The organism is Hydrogenophaga sp. GW101-3F08 (assembly GCF_059424585.1).
Map to the genome: position 1 here is coordinate 90,866 of NZ_JBWKZP010000010.1, position 18,927 is coordinate 109,792.

General features: G+C 66.7%; 21 protein-coding genes and 2 pseudogenes. 12 read left to right on the forward strand and 11 right to left on the reverse strand.

All coding sequences use genetic code 11. From position 1 onward, the window contains the following. The first annotated feature begins 113 nt into the window (after nt 1–113). The 5 genes from AC07YZ_RS21200 to AC07YZ_RS21220 all read left to right on the forward strand — a co-directional run bounded on the left by AC07YZ_RS21200 (nt 114) and on the right by AC07YZ_RS21220 (nt 6,135). Nucleotides 114–3,410 carry an efflux RND transporter permease subunit gene (locus tag AC07YZ_RS21200; RefSeq protein ID WP_494796230.1) on the forward strand — a complete coding sequence of 1,099 codons (3,297 nt, stop codon included), beginning with the start codon at nt 114–116 and terminating at the stop codon, nt 3,408–3,410. A gap of 107 nt (nt 3,411–3,517) precedes the next feature. After that, the gene (locus tag AC07YZ_RS21205; protein ID WP_226490869.1) at nt 3,518–3,757 is read left to right on the forward strand and encodes a YgaP family membrane protein; all 240 of its coding nucleotides are present in this window, start codon (nt 3,518–3,520) and stop codon (nt 3,755–3,757) included. A gap of 45 nt (nt 3,758–3,802) precedes the next feature. Then, a complete protein-coding gene (locus AC07YZ_RS21210) occupies nt 3,803–4,852 on the forward strand; it encodes an SLAC1 anion channel family protein (protein ID WP_494796231.1) in 1,050 nt (349 codons plus the stop codon). A 20-nt stretch (nt 4,853–4,872) separates the two neighbouring features. Beyond that, entirely contained in the window at nt 4,873–5,181 is a 309-nt protein-coding gene (locus tag AC07YZ_RS21215; protein ID WP_226490871.1) for a metal-sensing transcriptional repressor, read from the forward strand. A 192-nt stretch (nt 5,182–5,373) separates the two neighbouring features. Continuing rightward, nucleotides 5,374–6,135 carry a sulfite exporter TauE/SafE family protein gene (locus AC07YZ_RS21220; protein WP_494796232.1) on the forward strand — a complete coding sequence of 254 codons (762 nt, stop codon included), beginning with the start codon at nt 5,374–5,376 and terminating at the stop codon, nt 6,133–6,135. A gap of 64 nt (nt 6,136–6,199) precedes the next feature. Here the strand turns inward: AC07YZ_RS21220 and AC07YZ_RS21225 are convergent, their stop codons facing one another. Together AC07YZ_RS21225 and AC07YZ_RS21230 are read right to left on the reverse strand one after the other, a co-directional pair. Beyond that, a complete protein-coding gene (locus AC07YZ_RS21225; RefSeq protein ID WP_494796233.1) occupies nt 6,200–6,589 on the reverse strand; it encodes a TerB family tellurite resistance protein in 390 nt (129 codons plus the stop codon). 57 nt (nt 6,590–6,646) lie between these two features. Further along, nucleotides 6,647–7,327 (reverse strand): Bax inhibitor-1/YccA family protein, encoded by a 681-nt coding sequence (locus tag AC07YZ_RS21230; protein WP_494796234.1) that lies wholly within the window; start codon nt 7,325–7,327, stop codon nt 6,647–6,649. Between the two features lie 100 nt (nt 7,328–7,427). Here AC07YZ_RS21230 and AC07YZ_RS21235 point away from each other — a divergent pair, with 100 nt between their 5' ends. Further along, complete coding sequence (locus tag AC07YZ_RS21235; protein ID WP_226490875.1) at nt 7,428–8,315, forward strand: LysR substrate-binding domain-containing protein; 888 nt, start codon at nt 7,428–7,430, stop codon at nt 8,313–8,315. Nucleotides 8,316–8,343: 28 nt separating this feature from the next. Here AC07YZ_RS21235 and AC07YZ_RS21240 read toward each other — a convergent pair whose 3' ends face one another. Further along, a complete protein-coding gene (locus tag AC07YZ_RS21240) occupies nt 8,344–9,237 on the reverse strand; it encodes a LysR family transcriptional regulator (RefSeq protein WP_494796235.1) in 894 nt (297 codons plus the stop codon). Between the two features lie 110 nt (nt 9,238–9,347). Between AC07YZ_RS21240 and AC07YZ_RS21245 the strand changes: the two genes are divergently transcribed. After that, entirely contained in the window at nt 9,348–9,947 is a 600-nt protein-coding gene (locus AC07YZ_RS21245) for a short chain dehydrogenase (RefSeq protein WP_494796236.1), read from the forward strand. Between the two features lie 21 nt (nt 9,948–9,968). On the opposite strand, the gene AC07YZ_RS21250 is transcribed toward AC07YZ_RS21245, so the two are convergent. From AC07YZ_RS21250 to AC07YZ_RS21270, 5 genes and pseudogenes are all read right to left on the reverse strand, one after another. After that, complete coding sequence (locus AC07YZ_RS21250; protein ID WP_494796237.1) at nt 9,969–10,421, reverse strand: VOC family protein; 453 nt, start codon at nt 10,419–10,421, stop codon at nt 9,969–9,971. Nucleotides 10,422–10,511: 90 nt separating this feature from the next. Further along, entirely contained in the window at nt 10,512–11,333 is an 822-nt protein-coding gene (locus tag AC07YZ_RS21255; protein ID WP_494796238.1) for an AraC family transcriptional regulator, read from the reverse strand. A gap of 341 nt (nt 11,334–11,674) precedes the next feature. After that, a pseudogene (locus AC07YZ_RS21260) lies at nt 11,675–12,012 on the reverse strand (YegP family protein). Between the two features lie 162 nt (nt 12,013–12,174). After that, nucleotides 12,175–12,756, reverse strand: a pseudogene (locus AC07YZ_RS21265) (HEPN domain-containing protein); the annotation flags it as partial. Between the two features lie 68 nt (nt 12,757–12,824). After that, nucleotides 12,825–13,154 (reverse strand): YegP family protein, encoded by a 330-nt coding sequence (locus tag AC07YZ_RS21270; RefSeq protein ID WP_494796239.1) that lies wholly within the window; start codon nt 13,152–13,154, stop codon nt 12,825–12,827. 190 nt (nt 13,155–13,344) lie between these two features. Between AC07YZ_RS21270 and AC07YZ_RS21275 the strand changes: the two genes are divergently transcribed. Next, on the forward strand, nt 13,345–14,169 hold the full coding sequence (locus AC07YZ_RS21275; RefSeq protein WP_494796240.1) for a DUF8758 domain-containing protein: 825 nt from the start codon (nt 13,345–13,347) through the stop codon (nt 14,167–14,169). Here AC07YZ_RS21275 and AC07YZ_RS21280 read toward each other — a convergent pair. Next, entirely contained in the window at nt 14,126–14,671 is a 546-nt protein-coding gene (locus AC07YZ_RS21280) for a DUF488 domain-containing protein (RefSeq protein WP_494796241.1), read from the reverse strand. The genes AC07YZ_RS21275 and AC07YZ_RS21280 overlap by 44 nt on opposite strands. Before the next feature lie 45 nt (nt 14,672–14,716). Beyond that, nucleotides 14,717–15,088: a hypothetical protein gene (locus tag AC07YZ_RS21285; protein WP_494796242.1), complete on the reverse strand. Its 372-nt coding sequence runs from the start codon at nt 15,086–15,088 to the stop codon at nt 14,717–14,719. An 86-nt stretch (nt 15,089–15,174) separates the two neighbouring features. Here AC07YZ_RS21285 and AC07YZ_RS21290 point away from each other — a divergent pair, with 86 nt between their 5' ends. The 4 genes from AC07YZ_RS21290 to AC07YZ_RS21305 all read left to right on the forward strand — a co-directional run bounded on the left by AC07YZ_RS21290 (nt 15,175) and on the right by AC07YZ_RS21305 (nt 17,882). Further along, nucleotides 15,175–15,459, forward strand: coding sequence for a hypothetical protein (locus AC07YZ_RS21290; RefSeq protein ID WP_494796243.1), 285 nt, complete (start codon nt 15,175–15,177; stop codon nt 15,457–15,459). 45 nt (nt 15,460–15,504) lie between these two features. Then, nucleotides 15,505–15,906 (forward strand): DUF2251 domain-containing protein, encoded by a 402-nt coding sequence (locus tag AC07YZ_RS21295; RefSeq protein WP_494796244.1) that lies wholly within the window; start codon nt 15,505–15,507, stop codon nt 15,904–15,906. A 187-nt stretch (nt 15,907–16,093) separates the two neighbouring features. After that, on the forward strand, nt 16,094–16,516 hold the full coding sequence (locus tag AC07YZ_RS21300; protein WP_494796245.1) for a CopG family transcriptional regulator: 423 nt from the start codon (nt 16,094–16,096) through the stop codon (nt 16,514–16,516). A gap of 142 nt (nt 16,517–16,658) precedes the next feature. Beyond that, a complete protein-coding gene (locus AC07YZ_RS21305) occupies nt 16,659–17,882 on the forward strand; it encodes an extracellular catalytic domain type 1 short-chain-length polyhydroxyalkanoate depolymerase (RefSeq protein WP_494796246.1) in 1,224 nt (407 codons plus the stop codon). Between the two features lie 9 nt (nt 17,883–17,891). On the opposite strand, the gene AC07YZ_RS21310 is transcribed toward AC07YZ_RS21305, so the two are convergent. Next, nucleotides 17,892–18,866 carry a helix-turn-helix transcriptional regulator gene (locus AC07YZ_RS21310; protein WP_494796247.1) on the reverse strand — a complete coding sequence of 325 codons (975 nt, stop codon included), beginning with the start codon at nt 18,864–18,866 and terminating at the stop codon, nt 17,892–17,894. Nucleotides 18,867–18,927: the final 61 nt, after the last annotated feature.

Below are 18,927 nucleotides of genomic sequence, written 5' to 3' on the forward strand. Positions count from 1 at the left end.
CCGCTTCGCGTCTTCCCCCCTGAAGGGGGGACCACGCCAGCGCCCCGGCGAAGCCGGTTGCGCGGCGCGTGCCGGATGGCGCACGGGCCATCGTTGCGTTCTGGACCTTTGACATGAACTCCTCTCAAGAACTCTCTGTTGTCGAGAAGCTCGGCTTCTCCGGCTCCGTGGCGCGGGCCTTCCAGGCCAACGCCATCACGCCGCTGCTGGCGCTGGTCGCGCTGCTGCTGGGTCTGTTCGCCGTGCTGGTCACGCCGCGCGAGGAAGAGCCGCAGATCAACGTGACCATGGCCAACGTGATCATCCCCTTCCCCGGCGCATCGAGTGCCGACGTGGAGAAGATGGTCGCCGCGCCGGCCGAACACGTGCTCTCGCAGATCCAGGGCATCGAACACAGCTATTCGGTGGCGCGCCCAGGCGTGGCCGTGCTGACGGTGCAGTTCCAGGTGGGCGTGCCGCGCACCGAGGCGCTGGTGCGCCTGTACGACGTGCTCAACGCCAACCAGGACTGGCTGCCCCAGGGCCTGGGCGTGCTCAGCCCCATCGTCAAGCCCAAGGGCATCGACGACGTGCCGGTGCTCGCGGCCACGCTGTGGACCAAAGACGCACAGAGCGCGATGGACCTGGAGCGGGTGGCGCACGCGGTGGAAACCGAGCTCAAGCGCGTGCCCGGCACGCGCGAGGTGGTCACCATCGGCGGCCCGGGCCGTGCGGTGCACGTGTGGCTGGAGCCGGCCCGGCTGCGCGAGCGCGGCGTGAGCGTGCAGGCGCTGCAGGGCGCGATCGCCTCGGCCAATCAGGCCATGCCTTCAGGTTCGGTGGTCAACCCCAGCCCCGCCGCGGGCGAGCCCGGCATGCTGTCGGTGGAGACCGGCGAGTTCCTGCAGAACGCCCAGGACGTGGGCGACATCGTGGTCGGTGTGACTGGCAAGGCGGGTGAGGGCCGCCCGATCTACCTGCGCGAGGTCGCGCGCGTGGAAGCCGGCGCGCAGCTGCCGCAGCGCTACGTGTGGTTCACGCCCGGCGCCGCCGACGCGGCCCACGCCGGACAACAAGGCCAGAACCACCCGGCCGTGACCATCACCGTGACCAAGAAGCCCGGCGAGAACGCGGTTGACGTGGCCGCCGGCGTGCGCGAGCGGCTGGACAACCTGAAAAACACGGTGATCCCGGACGAGGTGGAAGTCGCCATTACGCGCGACTACGGCGAGACCGCCGCCGCCAAGGCCAACAAGCTGATCCAGAAACTCATCTTCGCCACCGGCAGCGTGATCGTCCTGGTGGGGCTGGCGCTGGGCCGGCGCGAAGCGGTGATCGTCGGCGCGGCCGTGATCCTCACGCTCACCGCCACGCTGTTCGCCAGCTGGGCCTGGGGCTTCACGCTCAACCGCGTCTCGCTGTTCGCGCTCATCTTCTCCATCGGCATCCTGGTGGACGACGCCATCGTGGTGGTGGAGAACATCCACCGCCACCGCATGCTCACGCCGCACGATCCGCTCACGGTGATCATCCCGCGCGCGGTGGACGAGGTGGGCGGCCCCACCATCCTCGCCACCTTCACCGTCATCGCGGCCCTGCTGCCCATGGCCTTCGTGACCGGGCTGATGGGCCCGTACATGAGCCCGATCCCGATCAACGCCAGCATGGGCATGGCGATCTCGCTGGCCATTGCCTTCACCGTCACGCCCTGGCTCGCACTCAAATTGACCAAGACCGGTGAAGGCCACGCCGCCCACGGCCCCGGCAAGATCACGCGCACGCTGCAGAGCACTTTCACGCGCATCCTCACGCCGCTGCTGCAGAGCGCCAAGAAGCGCTGGTTGCTGGCGGCCGGCATCGCCGGGGCGCTGCTGCTCTCGGTGAGCCTGGCGCTGGTGCCCAGCTCCTTCGTGGGCGTGGTGCTCAAGATGCTGCCGTTCGACAACAAGAGCGAGTACCAGGTGGTGGTGGACATGCCCGCCGGCACACCGCTCGAAGGCACCACCGCCGCGCTGCAGGACATGACGGCCTACCTCGCCGCCCAGCCCGAGGTGGCCAATGTGCAGGGCTACGCCGGCACTGCCAGCCCCATCACCTTCAACGGTCTGGTGCGCCAGTACTACCTGCGCGCCGAAGCCGAAGGCGGCGACCTGCAGGTCAACCTGATCGACGCGCACGCCCGCAGCGAGCAGAGCCACGCCATCGCACAGCGCCACCGCCCCGCGCTGGAGCAGATCGCGGCCACCCACGGCGCGCGCGTGAAGGTGGTGGAAGTGCCGCCCGGCCCGCCGGTGATGTCGCCCATCGTCGCCGAGGTCTATGGCCCCGATCAGGCGGGTCGCGCCGAACTCGCCCTGCGGGTGGCCGAAGCCTACAAGGCCACGCCCGACATCGTGGGCGTGGACACCTCGCTCAAGGAACACGCGCCGCGCGCCTTCCTGCGCATCCAGCGCCAGCGCGCCGAGTCGCTGGGCATTCCGGTGCAGGTGATCGCGCAGACCGTGTACGCCGCGCTCTCGGGCTCGGACGCGGCCTACTTGCACGACGGCCACGCCAAGTTCGCGGTGCCGGTGCGGCTGCAGTTGCCGCTGGACCAGCAGGTCGGCCTCGATGCGTTGCTGGCCTTGCCCCTGAAGGCGGCCAACGGCGCCATGGTGCCGCTCTCCGAGCTGGTGACGGTGGAGCGCGGCGTGATCGACCAGCCGCGCTACACCAAAGACATGCTGCCCGTGACCTATGTGTTCGGCGACATGGCCGGTTCGCTGGACTCGCCGCTGTACGGCCTGTTCGGCATCCGCGCATCCATGGACCAGGCCGCGCTGCCCAACACCGGCGAGATGGGCGAGTACTGGATCAGCCAGCCCCAGGACCCGTACCGCCAGTACGCCGTGAAGTGGGACGGCGAATGGCAGATCACCTACGAGACCTTCCGCGACATGGGCGCGGCCTACGGCGTCGGCCTGATCCTGATCTACCTGCTGGTGGTGGCGCAGTTCAAGAGCTACCTCACGCCGCTGATCATCATGGCGCCGATCCCGTTGACCATCATCGGCGTGATGCCGGGCCACGCGTTGCTGGGCGCGCAGTACACCGCCACCAGCATGATCGGCATGATCGCGCTGGCCGGCATCATCGTGCGCAACTCCATCCTGCTGGTGGACTTCATCGAGCTGGAAACGAAGCGCGGCGTGCCCTTTGCCGAGGCCGTGGTGCAGTCCGCCGCGGTGCGCGCGCAGCCGATCGCGCTGACCGGCCTGGCCGCCATGATGGGCGCCTTCTTCATCCTCGACGACCCGATCTTCAACGGCCTGGCCGTGTCGCTGATCTTCGGTATCGCGGTGTCCACGCTGCTCACGCTGGTGGTGATCCCGGTTCTCTACTACGCGGTGTATCGAAACGACCCCCTGCGCCGCTTCGCGTCTTCCCCCTGAGGGGGACGCACCTGGTGGCCCGGCAAAGCCGGTTCCACGGGTGCCCTTGGCTGGAGCCTTGCGCTCCGGCCCAACATGTGTTTTGTTTCTTTACCAAGGAGTCTGAAATGACTGTTGAACGTTACATCCGCGTCATGGCCGGTTTTTTTGTCATGTTGTCGCTGGCCCTGGGCATCGAGGGCAGCCCGATTTTTGTCAGCCCCTGGTTCCTGGCTTTCACCGGCTTCGTCGGCTTCAACCTGTTCCAGTCCGGCTTCACCGGCTTCTGCCCGCCCGGCATCCTGCTGCGCAAGCTCGGCGTGCCCGAAGGCAACGGCGGCTCGTGCGGCACGGGCAAGTGCAACTGAATACCATCCTCTGAACGCCGGCCCCCGCCCGGCCAAGGAACACCCATGAGCAGCCCCACCCCCTTGAAATTCCTCATGCCCGGCTGGTTCGCCCTGGTCATGGGCCTGTGTGGCCTGGCGCTGGCCTGGCACCGCGCGCACGGCGTGCTGGGCGACATGGCCAGCGGCGTCGCGCTGGTGGTCGGCGCGCTCGCGCTACTGGTGTTCGTGGCGCTGCTGGCGGCTTCGCTGCTGCGCATCTCGCGCTACCCCGCCGCGCTGGCCGAGGACCTCAAGCACCCGGTGCGCCACGCCTTCGTGGCCGCGTTTCCGGTGTCGCTGCTGCTGCTGGCCACCGTGGGCGTGGCGCTCGGGGGCGCCGAGGGCGGCCTGGCCCCGCTCTGGCGCGTGCTCTGGTGGGCGGGCAGCCTCACCCAGCTCTGGGCCACGCTGTGGGTGCTGAGCCGCTGGATCTCGCCGGCCGCCGCGGCCCAGCCCGGCCAGGGCCCGGGCAACACCGGGCTGTGGCCCTCGGTCACGCCGGTGCTGCTGATCCCGGTGGTGGGCAACGTGCTCGCGCCGCTGGCGGGTCTGCCGCTGGGCATCGACGGCTGGTCGGCCGCGCAGATGGGCATCGGTGCGTTCTTCTGGCCGGTGGTGCTGACGCTGGTGCTGGCGCGGCGCCTGGCCCACAGCCCGCTGCCCGAGCGCGTGTTGCCGGCCTGGTTCATCACCATCGCGCCGCCCGCCGTGATCGGCCTGGTGCTGATCCAGATGCAGGCGCCGGTGGCGGCGGTGCAGGCGCTCTGGGGCGTGGCGCTGTTCTTCGTGTTGTGGCTGCTGCCGGTCGTGCGCCGCATCGCCGGCCAGCCTTTCGGCGTGCCGTTCTGGGCGCTGTCCTTCCCGTTCGCCGCCTTCACCACGCTCACCCTGCGCCTGGCCGAACTGCAGCCCGACAGCGCCTGGCACGGCCTGCTGCAGACCGCCGGCGTGCTGCTGCTCGCGTCCACCACCATGACCGTGCTCTGGCTCAGCTTCGCCACCGTGCGCGGCCTGCGCGAAGGCTCGCTGCTGGCACCCGAGCCGGTGGCCAACATCATCCCCGCGTCGGCCTGAGCGGCCGAACACGCGAGACCATGAGCGACGACGCCGCTGCCGCCCCCGGCCCACAGCCGCTGCCCAGCGAGCGCAAGGCCGAGCTGATGCACCGCCTGCGCCGGGCCGAGGGCCAGGTGCGCGGGCTGCAGAAGCTGCTGGAAGAGGGCGCCGACTGCGCCAAGATCGCGCAGCAGCTGCTGGCCACGCGCCACGCGCTCGACAGCACCTTCGTGCGGCTCAACCTGTCGCTGGCGGAGCAGGAACTGGCCGCCGGCGCGGGCGGTTCGTCGCAGGCGGTGAGCGAGGTGCTGGACCGGCTGCAGCACAAGCTCGGCCGGGCACGGTAACCCCACCCCCGCCGCGCTGCGCGCGACCCCCTCAAAGGGGGCAACGCCTGCGGCCTGGCGGAGCCAGTTCCGCGGCGTTCTGGGTTGGGGCTCCCGCGCCCCGGAGGCGTACGGCAGAGTGCGGGGTTGTTGTTGAACAGCTTTGCCTGCACTGCAGGCAATCGGCGGCGGGCCGCCCGGAATAATCGGCGCATGGACTTTCTCGCTGCCTCGCCTTTGCTCGCCGCCGCCGCGTTTGCCGCTGGTGTGCTCAACGCCATCGCCGGCGGGGGCAGTTTTCTCACCTTTCCCGCGCTGGTGTTCACTGGCGTGCCGCCCATCGTGGCCAACGCCACCAGCGCGCTTGCGGTCAGCCCCGGCTACTTGGGCAGCACGCTGGGCTTCCGGCCCGAGCTGCGCGCGCTGCCGGCGCGGCGCCTGCGGCGCGAGATGGCCATTGCGGCGCTGGGCGGCGTGGCCGGTGCGCTGTTGCTGCTGGTCACGCCCGCGAAGCTGTTTGCCGGCATCGTGCCCTGGCTGCTGCTGTTCGCCACCGCGCTGTTCGCGGCCGGCCCGGCGATCGCCCGGCGCGCTGCGCTGGCCCCGCACGACGGCCAGGGCCGGGCGGGCTGGCGCGAGCCCGCGCTGCTGGGCGTGGCCATCTATGGCGGCTACTTCAACGGCGGGCTGGGCATCCTGCTCATGGCGCTCTACACGGTGGCCGGCGAGTCGCGGCTGAACACCGTCAACGCGCTGAAGAACCTCAACTCGCTGGTGCTGTCCTGGCTGTCGGTGGCGGCCTTCGTCATCGCCGGTGCCATCGCCTGGAAAGAAGGCCTGCTCATGATGGTGGCCGCCACGGCGGGCGGCTACTTTGGCGCGCGCTGGTCCCGCCGGCTGCCCGCGCCGTGGGTGCGCCTGGGCGTGATCGCCGTGGGCCTGGTGATGAGCGCGCTGTTCTTCGCGCGCGCCTGACCGGCGCCCTGGCGCGCACACAGGGGCGGCTCCACAGATCAAGCCGCCGATGGACGGGCGATTCTCACAGCCGCACCGGCCGGCGCCAGCGGGCGCTGAGCGCGTCGATCAGCGCGATCTCGCCACCGGCCAGATGGCCGTCGGCCAGCATCAGCGCCTCGCACTGCTGCACGATCAGGTCCTGCAGGGCCGGGTCGGTGACCTCGGCCATGAGCCGCGCCCGCGTCGCGTTGTCCACCACGCCGGTCCAGACGCCGCCGCTGGCCTGCAGCAGTTCCTGGCAGAAGTGGTCGATCACGGCCTGGAACGCCTCGGTGCTGAGCCCCAGGCGCTGCGCTGCGTCGAGCCGGGCCAGCGCCTGCAGCTCGCTCAGGGCGTACTGGCCGTCGGACACCAGGGCCATCGCCACCAGGCGGGCCGCGGCCTGCGGGCTGTTCGTGCGGTAGGTCTGCATGGAGGTCTCCATATCTCTATATATATGTGTGCCTTCCAGGGAAGAGTCCGCTCGGGCTCAGTCGTTCCCGCCGATGCCCATGAGGCCGAGCAGGCTGGTGAACAGGTTGAAGGCCGAGACGAATAGGCCCACCGTGGCCAGCACGTAATTGGTCTCGCCGCCGTTCACGATGCGGCTGGTCTCGAACAGGATCAGGCCCGCCGAGAGCAGCGCCACCAGGCCCGACACGGCCATCGCCAGCGCCGGCATCTGGAAGAAATACGCACCCACGGCCAGCACCAGCGCGATCACCATGCCGGCGAACAGGAAGCCGCCCATGAAGCTGAAGTCGCGCCGCGTGGTCAGCACGTAGGCCGACAGCGCCACGAAGCTGGCACCCGTGGCGCCGAGCGCGGCCACGATGGTGCCCGCGCCGCCGGGCAGGGCCAGCGTGTGCGAGAGCAGCGGCCCGAGCGTGTAGCCCATGAAGCCGGTGAGCGCGAACACCGCGGGCAGCGCCCAGCCGCTGTTCTGCAGCTTGTGCACCGCGAACAGCAGGCCGAAATAACCCACCAGCGTGATCACCAGCCCGGGCGCGGGCCAGGCGTTGGCGACCGTCAGCGCGGCCACGCCCGCGCTGAACAGCAGCGTGAGCGAGAGCAGGGCGTAGGTGTTGCGCAGCACCCGGGCCACCTGCGGGCGGTCCAGGGCGAGCGAAGGGCGGGCAGACAGGGAAGGGTGGCGTGTGATGCGTTCCATGAGGGTTCTCCAGAGGTGAACAGGGAGCCTGGAAGATAGGGCCGCACTCGATTCTGAAAAAGCAGACAATCCAGGAAATTCACTCTCTGAAAACAGAACCATGAGCCAGGACCTGAACTACAAGCACCTGTATTACTTCTGGGTCACGGCCAAAGAGGGCGGCATGTCCCACGCCGCCGACCGGCTGGGCATGGCGGTGCAGACCATCAGCGCCCAGGTGCGCCTGCTGGAGCAGTCGCTGGGCCATGCGCTGTTCAAGCCCGCCGGGCGCGGCCTGGCCCTCACCGAGGCCGGGCAGGCGGCCCTGCAGGTGGCCGAACAGATCTTCCTGCTCGGTGAGCAGTTGCCCAGCGCCGTGCGCGACGCCACCAGCCAGGGCAGCGTGCGCCTCGTGGTCGGCATCTCCGACGGCCTGGCCAAGCTCGCCGTGCGCGAACTGCTCGCCCCCGCGCTCGAAGAGCCGCGCCTGCGCCTGGTGTGCCACGAAGACGACTTCGACGACCTGCTGGCCGACCTCGCCCTGCACCGGCTCGACGTGGTCCTGTCCGACCGGCCCGCGCCCGCCAATCCCAACCTCAAGCTCTACAGCCACGCCATGGGGTCATCGCCCCTGGGCTGGTACGCGCCCAAGGCCTGGCTGGCCCAGGCCCGCCAGAACTTCCCGCACAGCCTGGCCGAGGTGCCGGTGCTGCTGCCCAGCTCGCACGCCTCGGTGCGCCTGCGCATCGACCACTGGTTCGAGCAGCAGGGCGTGGTGCCCCGCGTGGTGGGCGAGTTCGAAGACAGCGCCCTGCTGGCCACCTTCGGCGCCTCGGGCATGGGCGTGTTCCCCGCGCCCGAACGCATGCGCGAGCAGCTCTCGCAGGGCCATGGCCTGAAGTGGTTCGCGCCCTGCGAAGGCGTGCAGGAACACTTCTACGCCATCGGCACCGCGCGCAAGGTGCAGCATCCGCTGGTGCAGAAGCTGCTCAAGGTGGTGGTGCCCTGAAGGCCACCGCCACCTGATCGCGCGGGCGTCAATGCGGCGGCAGCCCGATCGAGCGCAACACGTGGGTGACGAAGCGGCTCAGCTTGGGCAACTGGCGGCGGTCAGACGCATAGACCAGGTGCACCGGCCGGGCCGGTGGCGAGCAGGCCTGCAACACCGCCACCAACTGGCCGTTGGCCAGGTCGTCGGCCAGCAGCACCTCGGGCTGCATCACCAGGCCGAGCCCGGCCAGGGCGGCGCGGCGCAGGCCGTCTCCGTGGTTGCAGGTCAGGCGGGCCTGCTCGGGCCATTGGAACGACTGTGAGCCTTCGTGCAGCGTCCACTCGGTGCGGCGCTGCCAGACCGAGTGGCTCAGGCAGACATGCCGCGCCAGATCGGCGGCGCTCTGGGGGCTGCCATGGCGCTGCAGGTAGGCCGGCGCGGCGGCGATCACCATGCGGTAGGGCCGCAGCGGCCGGGCCACCAGGCTCTCGTCGGCAATGCGGCCGATGCGCACGGCCGCGTCAATGCCCTCGCCGGCCAGATCGGCCACGCTGTCGGTGAGCTGCAGGTCCACCCGCACCTTCGGATACCGCAGCAGAAACTGCGCCACCAGCGGCGCGATCGTGTGGCTGCCCAGCGTGACCGGTGCGCTCACACGCAACAGCCCCTGGGGCGCCGCGCGGCTGCGCTCCACCGACGACTCGGCCCAGCGCACCTGCTCCAGCACGCGCTTGCTGTCTTCGTAGAACGCCGCGCCCACTTCGGTGAGGCTGTGGCGGCGTGTGCTGCGCTGGAGCAAGCGTGCGCCCAGGTGGGCTTCGAGCTGCTGGATGTGCTTGCCCACCATCACCGCCGAGATCTGCAACCGGCTTGCCGCCGCCGCGAAACTGCCCGCGTCGACCACGGCCACCATCACCTCCATACAGCGCAGCTTGTCCATGCGTATTCCTAACCAGTGGTTTGTAGTGTGAGAAGAGTTTGCTACTTTATGCCATGAAACATTGGGCAAACAATGGCGGCTTCTCAACTTCCACAGAACAGGAAACCGCCATGAAGATTCTTCTCATCGGTGCCAATGGCACCATCGGACAGGCCGCCGTGCAGGCGCTGGGCTCGCGCCACGAGATCGTCAGCGCCGGGCGCAACAGCGGCCAGCACCGTGCCGATCTGTCGCAACCGGACAGCCTGGTGGCCTTGCTGGAAGCGGTGGGCCGCGTCGACGCCATCATCAGCACCGCCGGCAACCTGCACTTCGGCCCGCTGACCGAGATGACGGCCGAGCAGTTCAACCTCGGCCTGCAGGACAAACTGCTCGGCCAGGTGCAGCTGGCGCTGGCCGGCCACCGCTACCTGAACGATGGCGGCTCCATCACGCTGACCAGCGGCGTGCTGGCCATCGAGCCGATCCGCAACGGCGCCAATGCCACGGCGGTGAACGCGGCGATCGAGGGTTTTGTGGCCGCCGCGGCGATCGAGCTGCCGCGCGGCATCCGCATCAACGCCGTCAGCCCGACGCTGCTGACCGAATCGCTGCCCACCTACGGCCCGTTCTTCCCCGGCTTCGAAACCGTGCCGGCGCAGCGCGTGGGCCTGGCCTACCAGCGCAGCGTCGAAGGCGCGCAGACCGGCCGGGTCTACCGCGTGATGTGAGTCGCTTGCGTCTCTGCGCCTTCAGGTGGCATCGCCAGCCATCATCGCGGTGTAGCGACGCTGCATCTCCTCGGGTTCCAGCTTCTCTATCGAGTGCCCGATCAGCCAGGCGTGCCCAAACGGATCGCGCAAACGGCACGAGCGTTCACCGTAGAACTGGTCGGTGGGCGGCATCAGCATCGTCGCACCAGCGGCGACCGCGCGCTCGCCCATTTCGTCGGCGTTGTCCACATGCAGGTGGATGGTGCATCCGGTGAATTGATCGCCTTGCGGCCCCACCATGCCGTATTCGGGAAACTCGTCGCACACCATCAGCACCGCAGGGCCGATCTGCAGTTCGGCGTGCCCGATGCGGCCCGACGGCTCGACGAGCCTGAAGAGTTCGACCGCACCAAAGGCCTGCTGGTAGAAGCTGATGGCGGCCACGCTGTCACGCACCATCAGGTAGGGGAAAACCTCGTGGATCTGGTTCATGGCACCTCTCCTTTGAGCGGCAACGTGCCGCGAGGATCGCAGTCTAGGGACTGAGGCTGATCACGTATTGGACATTTTTTCGGCCCTGCTTCAACGCGCTTGCAGCGCCACGTGCGTCGGCCTATCGGCGTGCACCGGCACGTATTGGCCGGGCGGCATTCCGGCCATCTGGCGGAACTCGCGGATCAGGTGGGACTGGTCAAAGTACCCGGCGCCCACCGCAATATCCGCCCAGTCACGCGGCCCGCACCGCACCAGCGCCGGCAACAAGACGCCGAAACGCAGCACGCGCGCGTAGCGCTTGGGCGTGAGCCCGACGGCCGCCTCGAAGCGGCGGATGAACTGCGCTGGCGCGCAGCCGGCTGCGTGTTGCACCGGCAGCACCCGCGCACGAGCCGGGTCCTGACCGAAAACCTCGATGGCGCAAGTGGCCAACGGATCGGGCGGCGGCGCCTGTCGAAGCCTGCGCAAGAGATGGTCTCTCAGGCACATCAGCGCACGCTGTGGTGACCCTGCCGATTTGAGCTGCTCATGCAACGCCTGGACGGCCGGGCCCCAGAGGTCTTCCAGCAGTTCGGTGCGGTTGCGCAGATGGGGCAGCGCACCCCCGAAGAACGCGGCCGCGCCGCCGGGCTTGAACTGCACACCGATCACGGCCGACGGGCCTTCGGTGCCACGCACGCCAAAGCGGTCAGAGGGGCCCTGCACGATGGGGCCGCGCAGCCGGCGTGCACCTGTGTCATTGGCGCCTTCGTAGCGAATCAGATGATCCTGCAGCAGCGGCACGACGATGTGTGCACAGCCGGTCGGCAGGCTGCGTTCGCGCGTGTGCGGTAGCGCGCCACGCTCGCTGTACCAAAGGCTTTCGACGAAAGCGTTCAGAGGTGCGGATGGTTGCAGACTCAGGAACATGGGTTCTGTGCTGGTGCCGCAGCTGGCAGCAGACGACTGCGGGCATCTTGCTGCCAAGGAAGGATCCAGCGCCGCAGATCCAGCCGCAGCGCGTGGGTGATTGATCGGTTCAAGTCTGCGGCCACCGAGCAGCCATGGCAAGGGCTATCACCATTGGAAGCATCTTGAGACGCAGCCACCTCTACCGCACTTCGCGCCGCCGTCGCCGCCTCGGATGCTCTGCGCGAAGTGGTGTCTGAGCGTTTCGGGCAGACCGGCCGGGTCTACCGCGTGATGTGAACGGCCGCAAAAAAGCGACCCGCGGGTCGCTTTTTTGATGAAACGCTGAAACCTCCAGCCGCTCAGACCACCTTGACCGTCGCCGTCGTGCCGTTGGACTTCACCGACTCGATGCCGGCGTCGCGGCCCGCCGCCGCCTTGTACATCTGGCTGGTGCCGATCACCTGGTGATTGGCGGCCTTGAGGTTGAAGTAGCAGCGCCCGTCGGACGCGTCCTTGCGCTCGTAGCGCGCGACTTGCTGACTATTAATTTGCACGGATTTGATGCCGTTTTCTGCCGATGGCTGAGTTGCGTAGAGCTCGCTTCGGAGAAGCACTTCGCCATTACCCGCCTTCAAAATGAAAAAAACAGCCTCTTGTCATTCGACGAAAGCTCAAACCAACCATTCGCATTTTTCAATTGGCTTGCTTTGTTGATAGTGAGCGGATTTCCCAGAAGTGATCTGTCGCGCGCTGTACGTCTCTCGTCCGCACTTCTCAGTGCGCTCTTGTTGGAGTCAATCGCCGGACGTTTGTGAGGCCTTCTTGTCCCATTCAGCTCGTTGGGGACTAAGCTGAATAATTTGTCCGCAAACTGTTTTACGGCCAGCGTCCACGCTTCAACCGTTCGATACGATATCTTGTTGATAGGCTCGGACAAGGGATCAAGTTTGGAGGCGCGATCCATCTGGTGCACTACCTGATGGCGCCGTCTCATCAGCTCGTCCAATCTGGTGAGGTGACTCCTGAAGGGAGCAGGATCGATATTGACAACTTTGAGGCACTCGACCAATTGAGTTGAATTGTTGATGTTGAGATTGTTTACGTAGCTCTCGACTGACTCTGCAATTATATTTTCTACAAACTGACCGCGATATGGGATTAGATCGCCCAGTTGTATTGGTTTTGGTCGATGCGTTGCTTCATGGGATGGAAATGGAATTTTATCTAAGCTTTCTTTAGACGCGTTCGGCAGCTTTTCAAGGAAAAGATGGCGAACAACCTCCTCTAGAGAGCTGTGAAGGAATACAACTGCGGCGCGTAGAGCATCGGACGAAAGAGATGGGTTGTTGGGCGCTAATCTCTTCAACTCGATTGAAGACTGCAAAAGATTCTCAACTCGGACTATGTTCTCAGCGAATTCACCGTTGGTGAAGTCAGTCATGTTTATTGTTGATGACCACGGTCCGAGTTGATGTATCTCAGAAGAGTGCTTGGAATTTTGTGACGACCTTAAACCACCTTGACCGTCGTCGTCGTGCCGTTGGTCTTCACCGAGTCGATGCCCGCGTCGCGGCCCGCCGCCGCCTTGTACATCTGGCTCGTGCCGATCACCTGGTGGTTGGCGGCCTTGAGGTTGAAGTAGCAGCGCCCGTCGGAGGCGTCCTTGCGCTCGTAGCGCGCGTCGGTGCCGCAGTTGGTCTGGACGGACTTGATGCCGTTCTCCGCCGATGCCTTGGTGTCGTACTGCTCGCTGCGCAGAATCACCTCGCCGTTGCCCGCTTTCAGGACAAAGGAAAACTGCCCTTTGCCGTTCGAACCCAGTTCGTAGCTGCCTGCCATGTTCGCTCCTGTTTGTTGAAAGAAGTGTGCCGAAGCAGGCGGATGATAGGTCGGGGGTTTCGCTTTGAACAGCCCTCGTTGCGCTGTAAGCTGCGCGGGTGGCAGGCTTTTTCCGCAGGTTGCATTTGGCGGGGGGCTTGCCTTCACAACGACAAGTTGCCCAAAAGAGCGCATTTAGGGAGGAGAAATCGTGGCGAATGACCGCAAGCGCGTCCTGATTCTTTGCAAGACATACCCCTCGCCCAGCGCGAGGTACGTGGAAACCTCGTGCGTTGCTGGGGTGGACGAAAACGGGCAACTGGTTCGTCTCTTTCCCGTCCCGTTCAGACTGGTTGAAGATCCTCAGAAGTTCAAGAAGTGGCAGTGGATTGAAGCCCGTGTGGTGCGGTCACGTGATGACCGTCGTCCCGAGAGCCATCGAATTTCGGTGGACACGATTGAACTTCAAGGCGCCCCGTTGTCAACCGATCACGACTGGCTTGAGCGGCGTCGCGTTCTGGCTGATCTTGAAGTGTTCGACGATTTCGGTGCCTTGCAGGTCGCACAGGCCGAGCGGGGCATCTCACTTGCGCTCCTGCGACCGAGTCGCCTTACGGGTCTTGCCATCGCGAAAGCGGGGAATCCGGATTGGACAGACGACGAGGTGGCCAAGCTCATGCAGGACCAAATGCAGGGGTCCTTGTTTGACGAGGCTGAGGAACAGCGTTCGCTGAAGCTTCTGAAAAAGCTCCCCTACGACTTCCACTACCACTATGAATGTGATGTGGGCGATGTTGCCCATACATATAAGCACAAGCTGGTGGACTGGGAGGCCGGGGCGCTGTATTGGAATGTGCACCGCAAGTCCGACTGGGAAGCGGCATTTCGCAACAAGTTTCTCTCAGAGTTCGCCGAGAAGGACGTCTTGTTTCTCATGGGAACCATCCACCGGTTTCCGGAGCAATGGCTGATCGTCAGTGTGCTGTACCCACCTAAGCCGCAAGCCGATCTGGCTGGTCAGAAAGGACTGTTTTAGCGGACAGGTGATGCACAGCCGGTGCACCAGCGACCCGGGCCGCTCGAGCGACGTAGGTGCGATGACAGAAGTTGTGATCTGCCTCGTAGCAGACCAGACATGCTTGTGACGCGCGGGCAGCAACGGCCAAAGCACGTATCTCCGTTTTCTTGGTGTCCAAGTGGGCCAGGAACCCCTGTGTATAGGTGCGCCAGTCGCCGTTGAGCCGGTATTGATCCCGAATGCTCTTGGGGCACCCCAATGCCGGGACGTGCTGATAGCCGATCCCCGCAGCGCACAAGGCCTCGCGGAATGCCGTCTTGGAGAACCCTTTCTTCCTCGACAGCGGAAGTTCACGCACGTCCACGACCATTTCCACCTTCGCGTCTTTCAAGCGCGCGATGAAGTCGTCTATGGACAGCCCTTCATAGCCGAAGGTGAAAAGTGCTGGATGGTTCACGGGGAAAGATGATGGATCGGGGTCGAGCAAATTTTGACGGTCCCGCAGCGTAAATTGTCTCATGCACCTCGGTGCAGAAAGGTCATTGCGCTTTGCCGCATGCACCTCTCAAGGCAAAGCCCCCGCCAACACCCGGATCCCTGCCGCCAACACCACTAGTCCGACCACCTCAACCAAGATCGCCGTGCCGGCCCCGGCTTCATCGACCCCACCCAGCCGCTCTCCCGGGTAGTGGCCCAGCGTCAGCACCCGCAGCACACACCACCCGACCGACCAGCCGACGGTCTGGATACAGAAATCCCAGGCCAGCCACCAGAGTGTGCGCATCACGCCGAGGACGATGCTCTTGGGGGTGTCAAACCAGTCGGTGGGGTCGATCAATGGGGTTCCTTGGGTCTGTGCCTGCAGCGCAAGTGTGCCCTGGGGCGCGCCGGCAGCATCATTGGCGAGACCCGGAGTTTCGATGAAGTCGACCGCCATCCGTTGGCGGTTGTCCAGTTGTAGCTGGTGGACTGAGCGCCTCCGAGGTGGTTCAAAATCGGATTCCATTGCCAGAGGAGGAGCACATGGACCTGTTCATCTTGTTGTTGGCGCTGGCCGTACCGCCGGCGCTCAATGTGTGGGCCACGCGTCTGGTGGTTCGGGACGGTCTGTCCGAGCCTGGGCAGAAGGCGCTGCAATTGCTGTTGGTCTGGCTGTTGCCCGTTGTCGGCTCGGTGATCGTGTGGGGCGTTCACCGGGGAGATGAGTCCGTGCCCCTACGGTACCGAGAGCTTCCCAATCCTGGTGATGACACCGGCGGGGGCACTGGTTCCCATTTCAACCGGGGGCCGATGGACGCGAGCGACTGAACTTGTTGCGCGGCCTCGATGGAACACTTTTTTGGGAGAAGACGGATGCCAATACGAATCACGGCAAAAGAGGAAATCACGGTGGGCTGCCTGCATGTGGTGCAAGGATGTGCGCCAGAAGGCAGCTATGCGGCAGTGTTTGAAGATGACGGTGATACCGGGTACTTTTACGCCTTGGACAACGCCGTTGAGGAGCAGCCCATCCTTGATGCGGTTCATATCTATGACGTTGCGGAGGTCGTTGACAAAGACAAACCGTCTCTGATCCAGATTGGCTGGTCGATGGACGGTCAAAAGGTGGTGTTGTTGATCAATGGAAATCCACATGCTGTTTTTGACTTCAGCTGCAAACGTGGGTACTGCCGAACGGGGTTCCCGCCCGTGCAAGAGGATGGCGATTGGGCAGGCCATGACTGGAATGACAGTGCTTTGAACCTATTTGAATAGTCGCGGTCTGGCTGCTGCCCGTCATTGGCACGGTGACTGTGTGGGCAGGCATCGAGCAGGCCCGTGTGTGTGATCTCCGGGCATGACAACTCACCGCAAAGCCCCCAGGCCGCCGAGCTGAAAACCCGCCCTCCTACCAAACGTGCTCAAATGCCATCCATATGGATTCCATAAGGATGGTGCCAAGATGGCCGAGAACAAACTGACCGACCCCAGAGCCCGGGTCGGCGAAACCGAGAAGATGACCATCAACCTCGGTGTGGTGGACCTGGGGCAGGTGGACTTGCTGGTGCAGGAGGGTTTTTATTCCAACCGCTCCGACCTGATCCGCACCGCCGTGCGCAACCTGCTCGCCTCCCACGCGGACACGCTGCGCCAGACGGTGGCACGCCGCATGCTCATGCTGGGCCTGCAGCACCTGAGTCGCACCGATCTGGAACGCGCCGTGGCCGCCGGGCAGCAGCTGAACATCCAGGTGGTCGGGTTGGCGCGCATCGCCGACGACGTGTCGCCCGAACTGGCCCTCGCGGCCATCGCGTCGGTGTCGGTGCTGGGCGCTTTCCATGCCAGCGCTGCCGTGCGGCTGGCGCTGGCCGGCCGCATGCTCTGACGCCTCCTTTTCATCAACCGATTCAACCCATCCGCAGACGCTCCCACGCGCCCGCGCACGCCGAAAGCAAACCCCCGATTTGAATTTGAAACCCCGCAACCCACCGCCCGCCCACCCCACCTCCGTCCCGAGTGCCATTGCCATGAACATCCAAGACACCATCGAACGCGCGCTCAAGGCCGCCGGGTTGAACACCCGCAGCGGCCCCATGCGCGGCGTGACCGAGACGATCCGCCGGGCCCTGTCGTCGGCGGGGCTGGGTGGCGGGGTGACGCCACCGCCCAACGCCGCGCCCGCGCCGCGCGCGACCGGCAAGGGCGACACCATCGACGTGGTGGCGCGCGAAGTGGCCACGCCGCCCGATGCCGAAGCCCCGGCGGCCAAGCGGCCCGCCACCGAGCCCGCCCCACCCGCCGAGGCAGAAGACACGGCCGAAGCCGCCCAACCCGCCGAGGGCCAGTTCCTCGCCGGCAGCTTCAGCGCCGCCGTGGGCTCCCGCGCCTACAAGCTCTACCTGCCCCCGCAGGCCGCGAAGGCCAAGGCCAAAGCCATGCCGCTGGTGGTCATGCTGCACGGCTGCACCCAGTCGGCCGACGACTTCGCCGCCGGCACGCAGATGAACCGCCTGGCCGACCAACACGGCTTCCTGGTGCTCTACCCCGAGCAGGCCGTGGCCGCCAACGCCTCGCGCTGCTGGAACTGGTTTCGCGCCGAAAGCCAGGCGCGCGAGGGCGGCGAGGCCGAGCTGATCGCCGACATGGTGCAGGCCATGGTGGCCGAATACCCGGTGGACGCGAAACGCGTTTTCGTGGCCGGGCTCTCGGCCGGCGCGGCCATGGCCGTGATCCTGGGGGAGACCTACCCCGAGCTGTTCGCCGCCGTGGGCGCCCACTCGGGCCTGCCCTACGCCGCCGCGCACGACATCTCGTCGGCCCTGTCCGCCATGAAAGGCCACGCCGTGATGGGCATGCCGCATTTCCCCGGCACCGCGGACGACCCGCGCCGCCAGACCACGCAGGCCGTGCCCACCATCGTGTTTCACGGCGACCACGATCGCACCGTCAAGCCCAGCAACGCCGAACACATCGAGCAGCAGGCCCTGGGTGCCCACGCCGCCCAGCCCGCCGCGGCGGGCCCAGCCGGCTTGCGCAGCCGCACCGAGCAAGGCGTTGCGCCCGGCGGCCGCGGCTACACCCGCACCGTGCACAGCGACGCCAGCGGCCAGCCCCGCGTGGAAGTCTGGACGCTGCACGGCGCCGGCCACGCCTGGTCCGGCGGCGACGCGGCCGGCAGCTACACCGACAGCAACGGCCCCGACGCCTCGGCCGAGATGCTGCGCTTCTTCATGGCGCAGCCGGCCGGCTGAAGCGCCCGATCAACCCGCCGCTGGGTACAGCGCCCGCGTCGCCGCCAGCTCGTCCAGCAGCCGCTGCCGCAGCGCGGGCGGCCCGATCACTTCCACCTCGGCCCCGTAAGACAGCAGCCGGCGCGCGCCGTGCTCGATGGACTCGACGGGCATGAGCACCGTGGTCCAGCCCGCGCGGGCCGGGTCGCCGCCCGGCGCCGCGTCCGCAGCGAAGGGAGTGCGCTCGTTGTGCAGCCAGCCCAGGGCGCGCGGCGAAACGGCCACCCGCGCCTGCAGCGTGCGCAATTCGGCCTCGAAGCGGGCGGCCGAGGCCTGCCAGTAGGCCGCGAGGTCAAACGCCTTGGGCCGGCGGAATTTCGTGGGCAGCGTGCGCAGGGTCTTCACGGCGCCGAGCCGGTAGGTGCGCACGGCGTCCTGCCCGGACGCCCGCGCCGCCATGTACCAGGTGCCCGCCTTCAGCACCAGGCCCAGCGGCTCCAGTTCGCGCTCGGCCTGGCCGCGCCAGCTCTCGTAGCGCAGCGCGATGCGCCGCGTGTGCCACACCGCCTCGGCCACCTCGCGCAGATGCGCCGGCGTCTCCTGCGCGCGGTACCAGTCCACCGGGTCGATGTGCAGGCGCGCGCCCACGCGGTCGGCCTGCTCGCGCCACTCGGCCGGCAGGCTCGCCACCATCTTCAGCCGCGCCGAAGCCGCCGCCGCGCCCAGGCCCAGGTCGGTCGCCGCGCCCGGCAGCCCGGCCAGCAGCAGCGCTTGCGACTCCGGCTCCGTCAGCCCCGTGAGCTGCGTGCTCCAGCCCTCGCGCAGCTGAAACCCGCCCTGGCGCCCCCGCTCGCCCCACAGCGGCACGCCCGCCGCCGAGAGCTGGTCCACGTCGCGCAGGATGGTGCGCACCGACACCTCCAGCGAACGCGCCAGCGCCGGCGCGGTGAGCCGGCCGTGCGCCTGCAGCAGCATCAGGATCGACAACAAGCGGCTGGCTTTCATTTCAGATTTTTCGTGCGGTGGGATTCAAACATGACATCAGGTGGCATGTTACGGCAGGCAC

Coding starts and splice junctions, on each gene's coding strand:
- AC07YZ_RS21240 (WP_494796235.1), bottom strand. CDS start 9,237: ATGGACAAGCTGCGCTGTATGGAGGTGATGGTGGCCGTGGTCGACGCG.
- AC07YZ_RS21235 (WP_226490875.1), top strand. CDS start 7,428: ATGAGCCAGGACCTGAACTACAAGCACCTGTATTACTTCTGGGTCACG.
- AC07YZ_RS21255 (WP_494796238.1), bottom strand. CDS start 11,333: ATGTTCCTGAGTCTGCAACCATCCGCACCTCTGAACGCTTTCGTCGAA.
- AC07YZ_RS21230 (WP_494796234.1), bottom strand. CDS start 7,327: ATGGAACGCATCACACGCCACCCTTCCCTGTCTGCCCGCCCTTCGCTC.
- AC07YZ_RS21250 (WP_494796237.1), bottom strand. CDS start 10,421: ATGAACCAGATCCACGAGGTTTTCCCCTACCTGATGGTGCGTGACAGC.
- AC07YZ_RS21210 (WP_494796231.1), top strand. CDS start 3,803: ATGAGCAGCCCCACCCCCTTGAAATTCCTCATGCCCGGCTGGTTCGCC.
- AC07YZ_RS21280 (WP_494796241.1), bottom strand. CDS start 14,671: ATGAGACAATTTACGCTGCGGGACCGTCAAAATTTGCTCGACCCCGAT.
- AC07YZ_RS21300 (WP_494796245.1), top strand. CDS start 16,094: ATGGCCGAGAACAAACTGACCGACCCCAGAGCCCGGGTCGGCGAAACC.
- AC07YZ_RS21200 (WP_494796230.1), top strand. CDS start 114: ATGAACTCCTCTCAAGAACTCTCTGTTGTCGAGAAGCTCGGCTTCTCC.
- AC07YZ_RS21295 (WP_494796244.1), top strand. CDS start 15,505: ATGCCAATACGAATCACGGCAAAAGAGGAAATCACGGTGGGCTGCCTG.
- AC07YZ_RS21225 (WP_494796233.1), bottom strand. CDS start 6,589: ATGCAGACCTACCGCACGAACAGCCCGCAGGCCGCGGCCCGCCTGGTG.
- AC07YZ_RS21310 (WP_494796247.1), bottom strand. CDS start 18,866: ATGAAAGCCAGCCGCTTGTTGTCGATCCTGATGCTGCTGCAGGCGCAC.
- AC07YZ_RS21220 (WP_494796232.1), top strand. CDS start 5,374: ATGGACTTTCTCGCTGCCTCGCCTTTGCTCGCCGCCGCCGCGTTTGCC.
- AC07YZ_RS21290 (WP_494796243.1), top strand. CDS start 15,175: ATGGACCTGTTCATCTTGTTGTTGGCGCTGGCCGTACCGCCGGCGCTC.
- AC07YZ_RS21270 (WP_494796239.1), bottom strand. CDS start 13,154: ATGGCAGGCAGCTACGAACTGGGTTCGAACGGCAAAGGGCAGTTTTCC.
- AC07YZ_RS21305 (WP_494796246.1), top strand. CDS start 16,659: ATGAACATCCAAGACACCATCGAACGCGCGCTCAAGGCCGCCGGGTTG.
- AC07YZ_RS21285 (WP_494796242.1), bottom strand. CDS start 15,088: ATGGCGGTCGACTTCATCGAAACTCCGGGTCTCGCCAATGATGCTGCC.
- AC07YZ_RS21245 (WP_494796236.1), top strand. CDS start 9,348: ATGAAGATTCTTCTCATCGGTGCCAATGGCACCATCGGACAGGCCGCC.
- AC07YZ_RS21205 (WP_226490869.1), top strand. CDS start 3,518: ATGACTGTTGAACGTTACATCCGCGTCATGGCCGGTTTTTTTGTCATG.
- AC07YZ_RS21215 (WP_226490871.1), top strand. CDS start 4,873: ATGAGCGACGACGCCGCTGCCGCCCCCGGCCCACAGCCGCTGCCCAGC.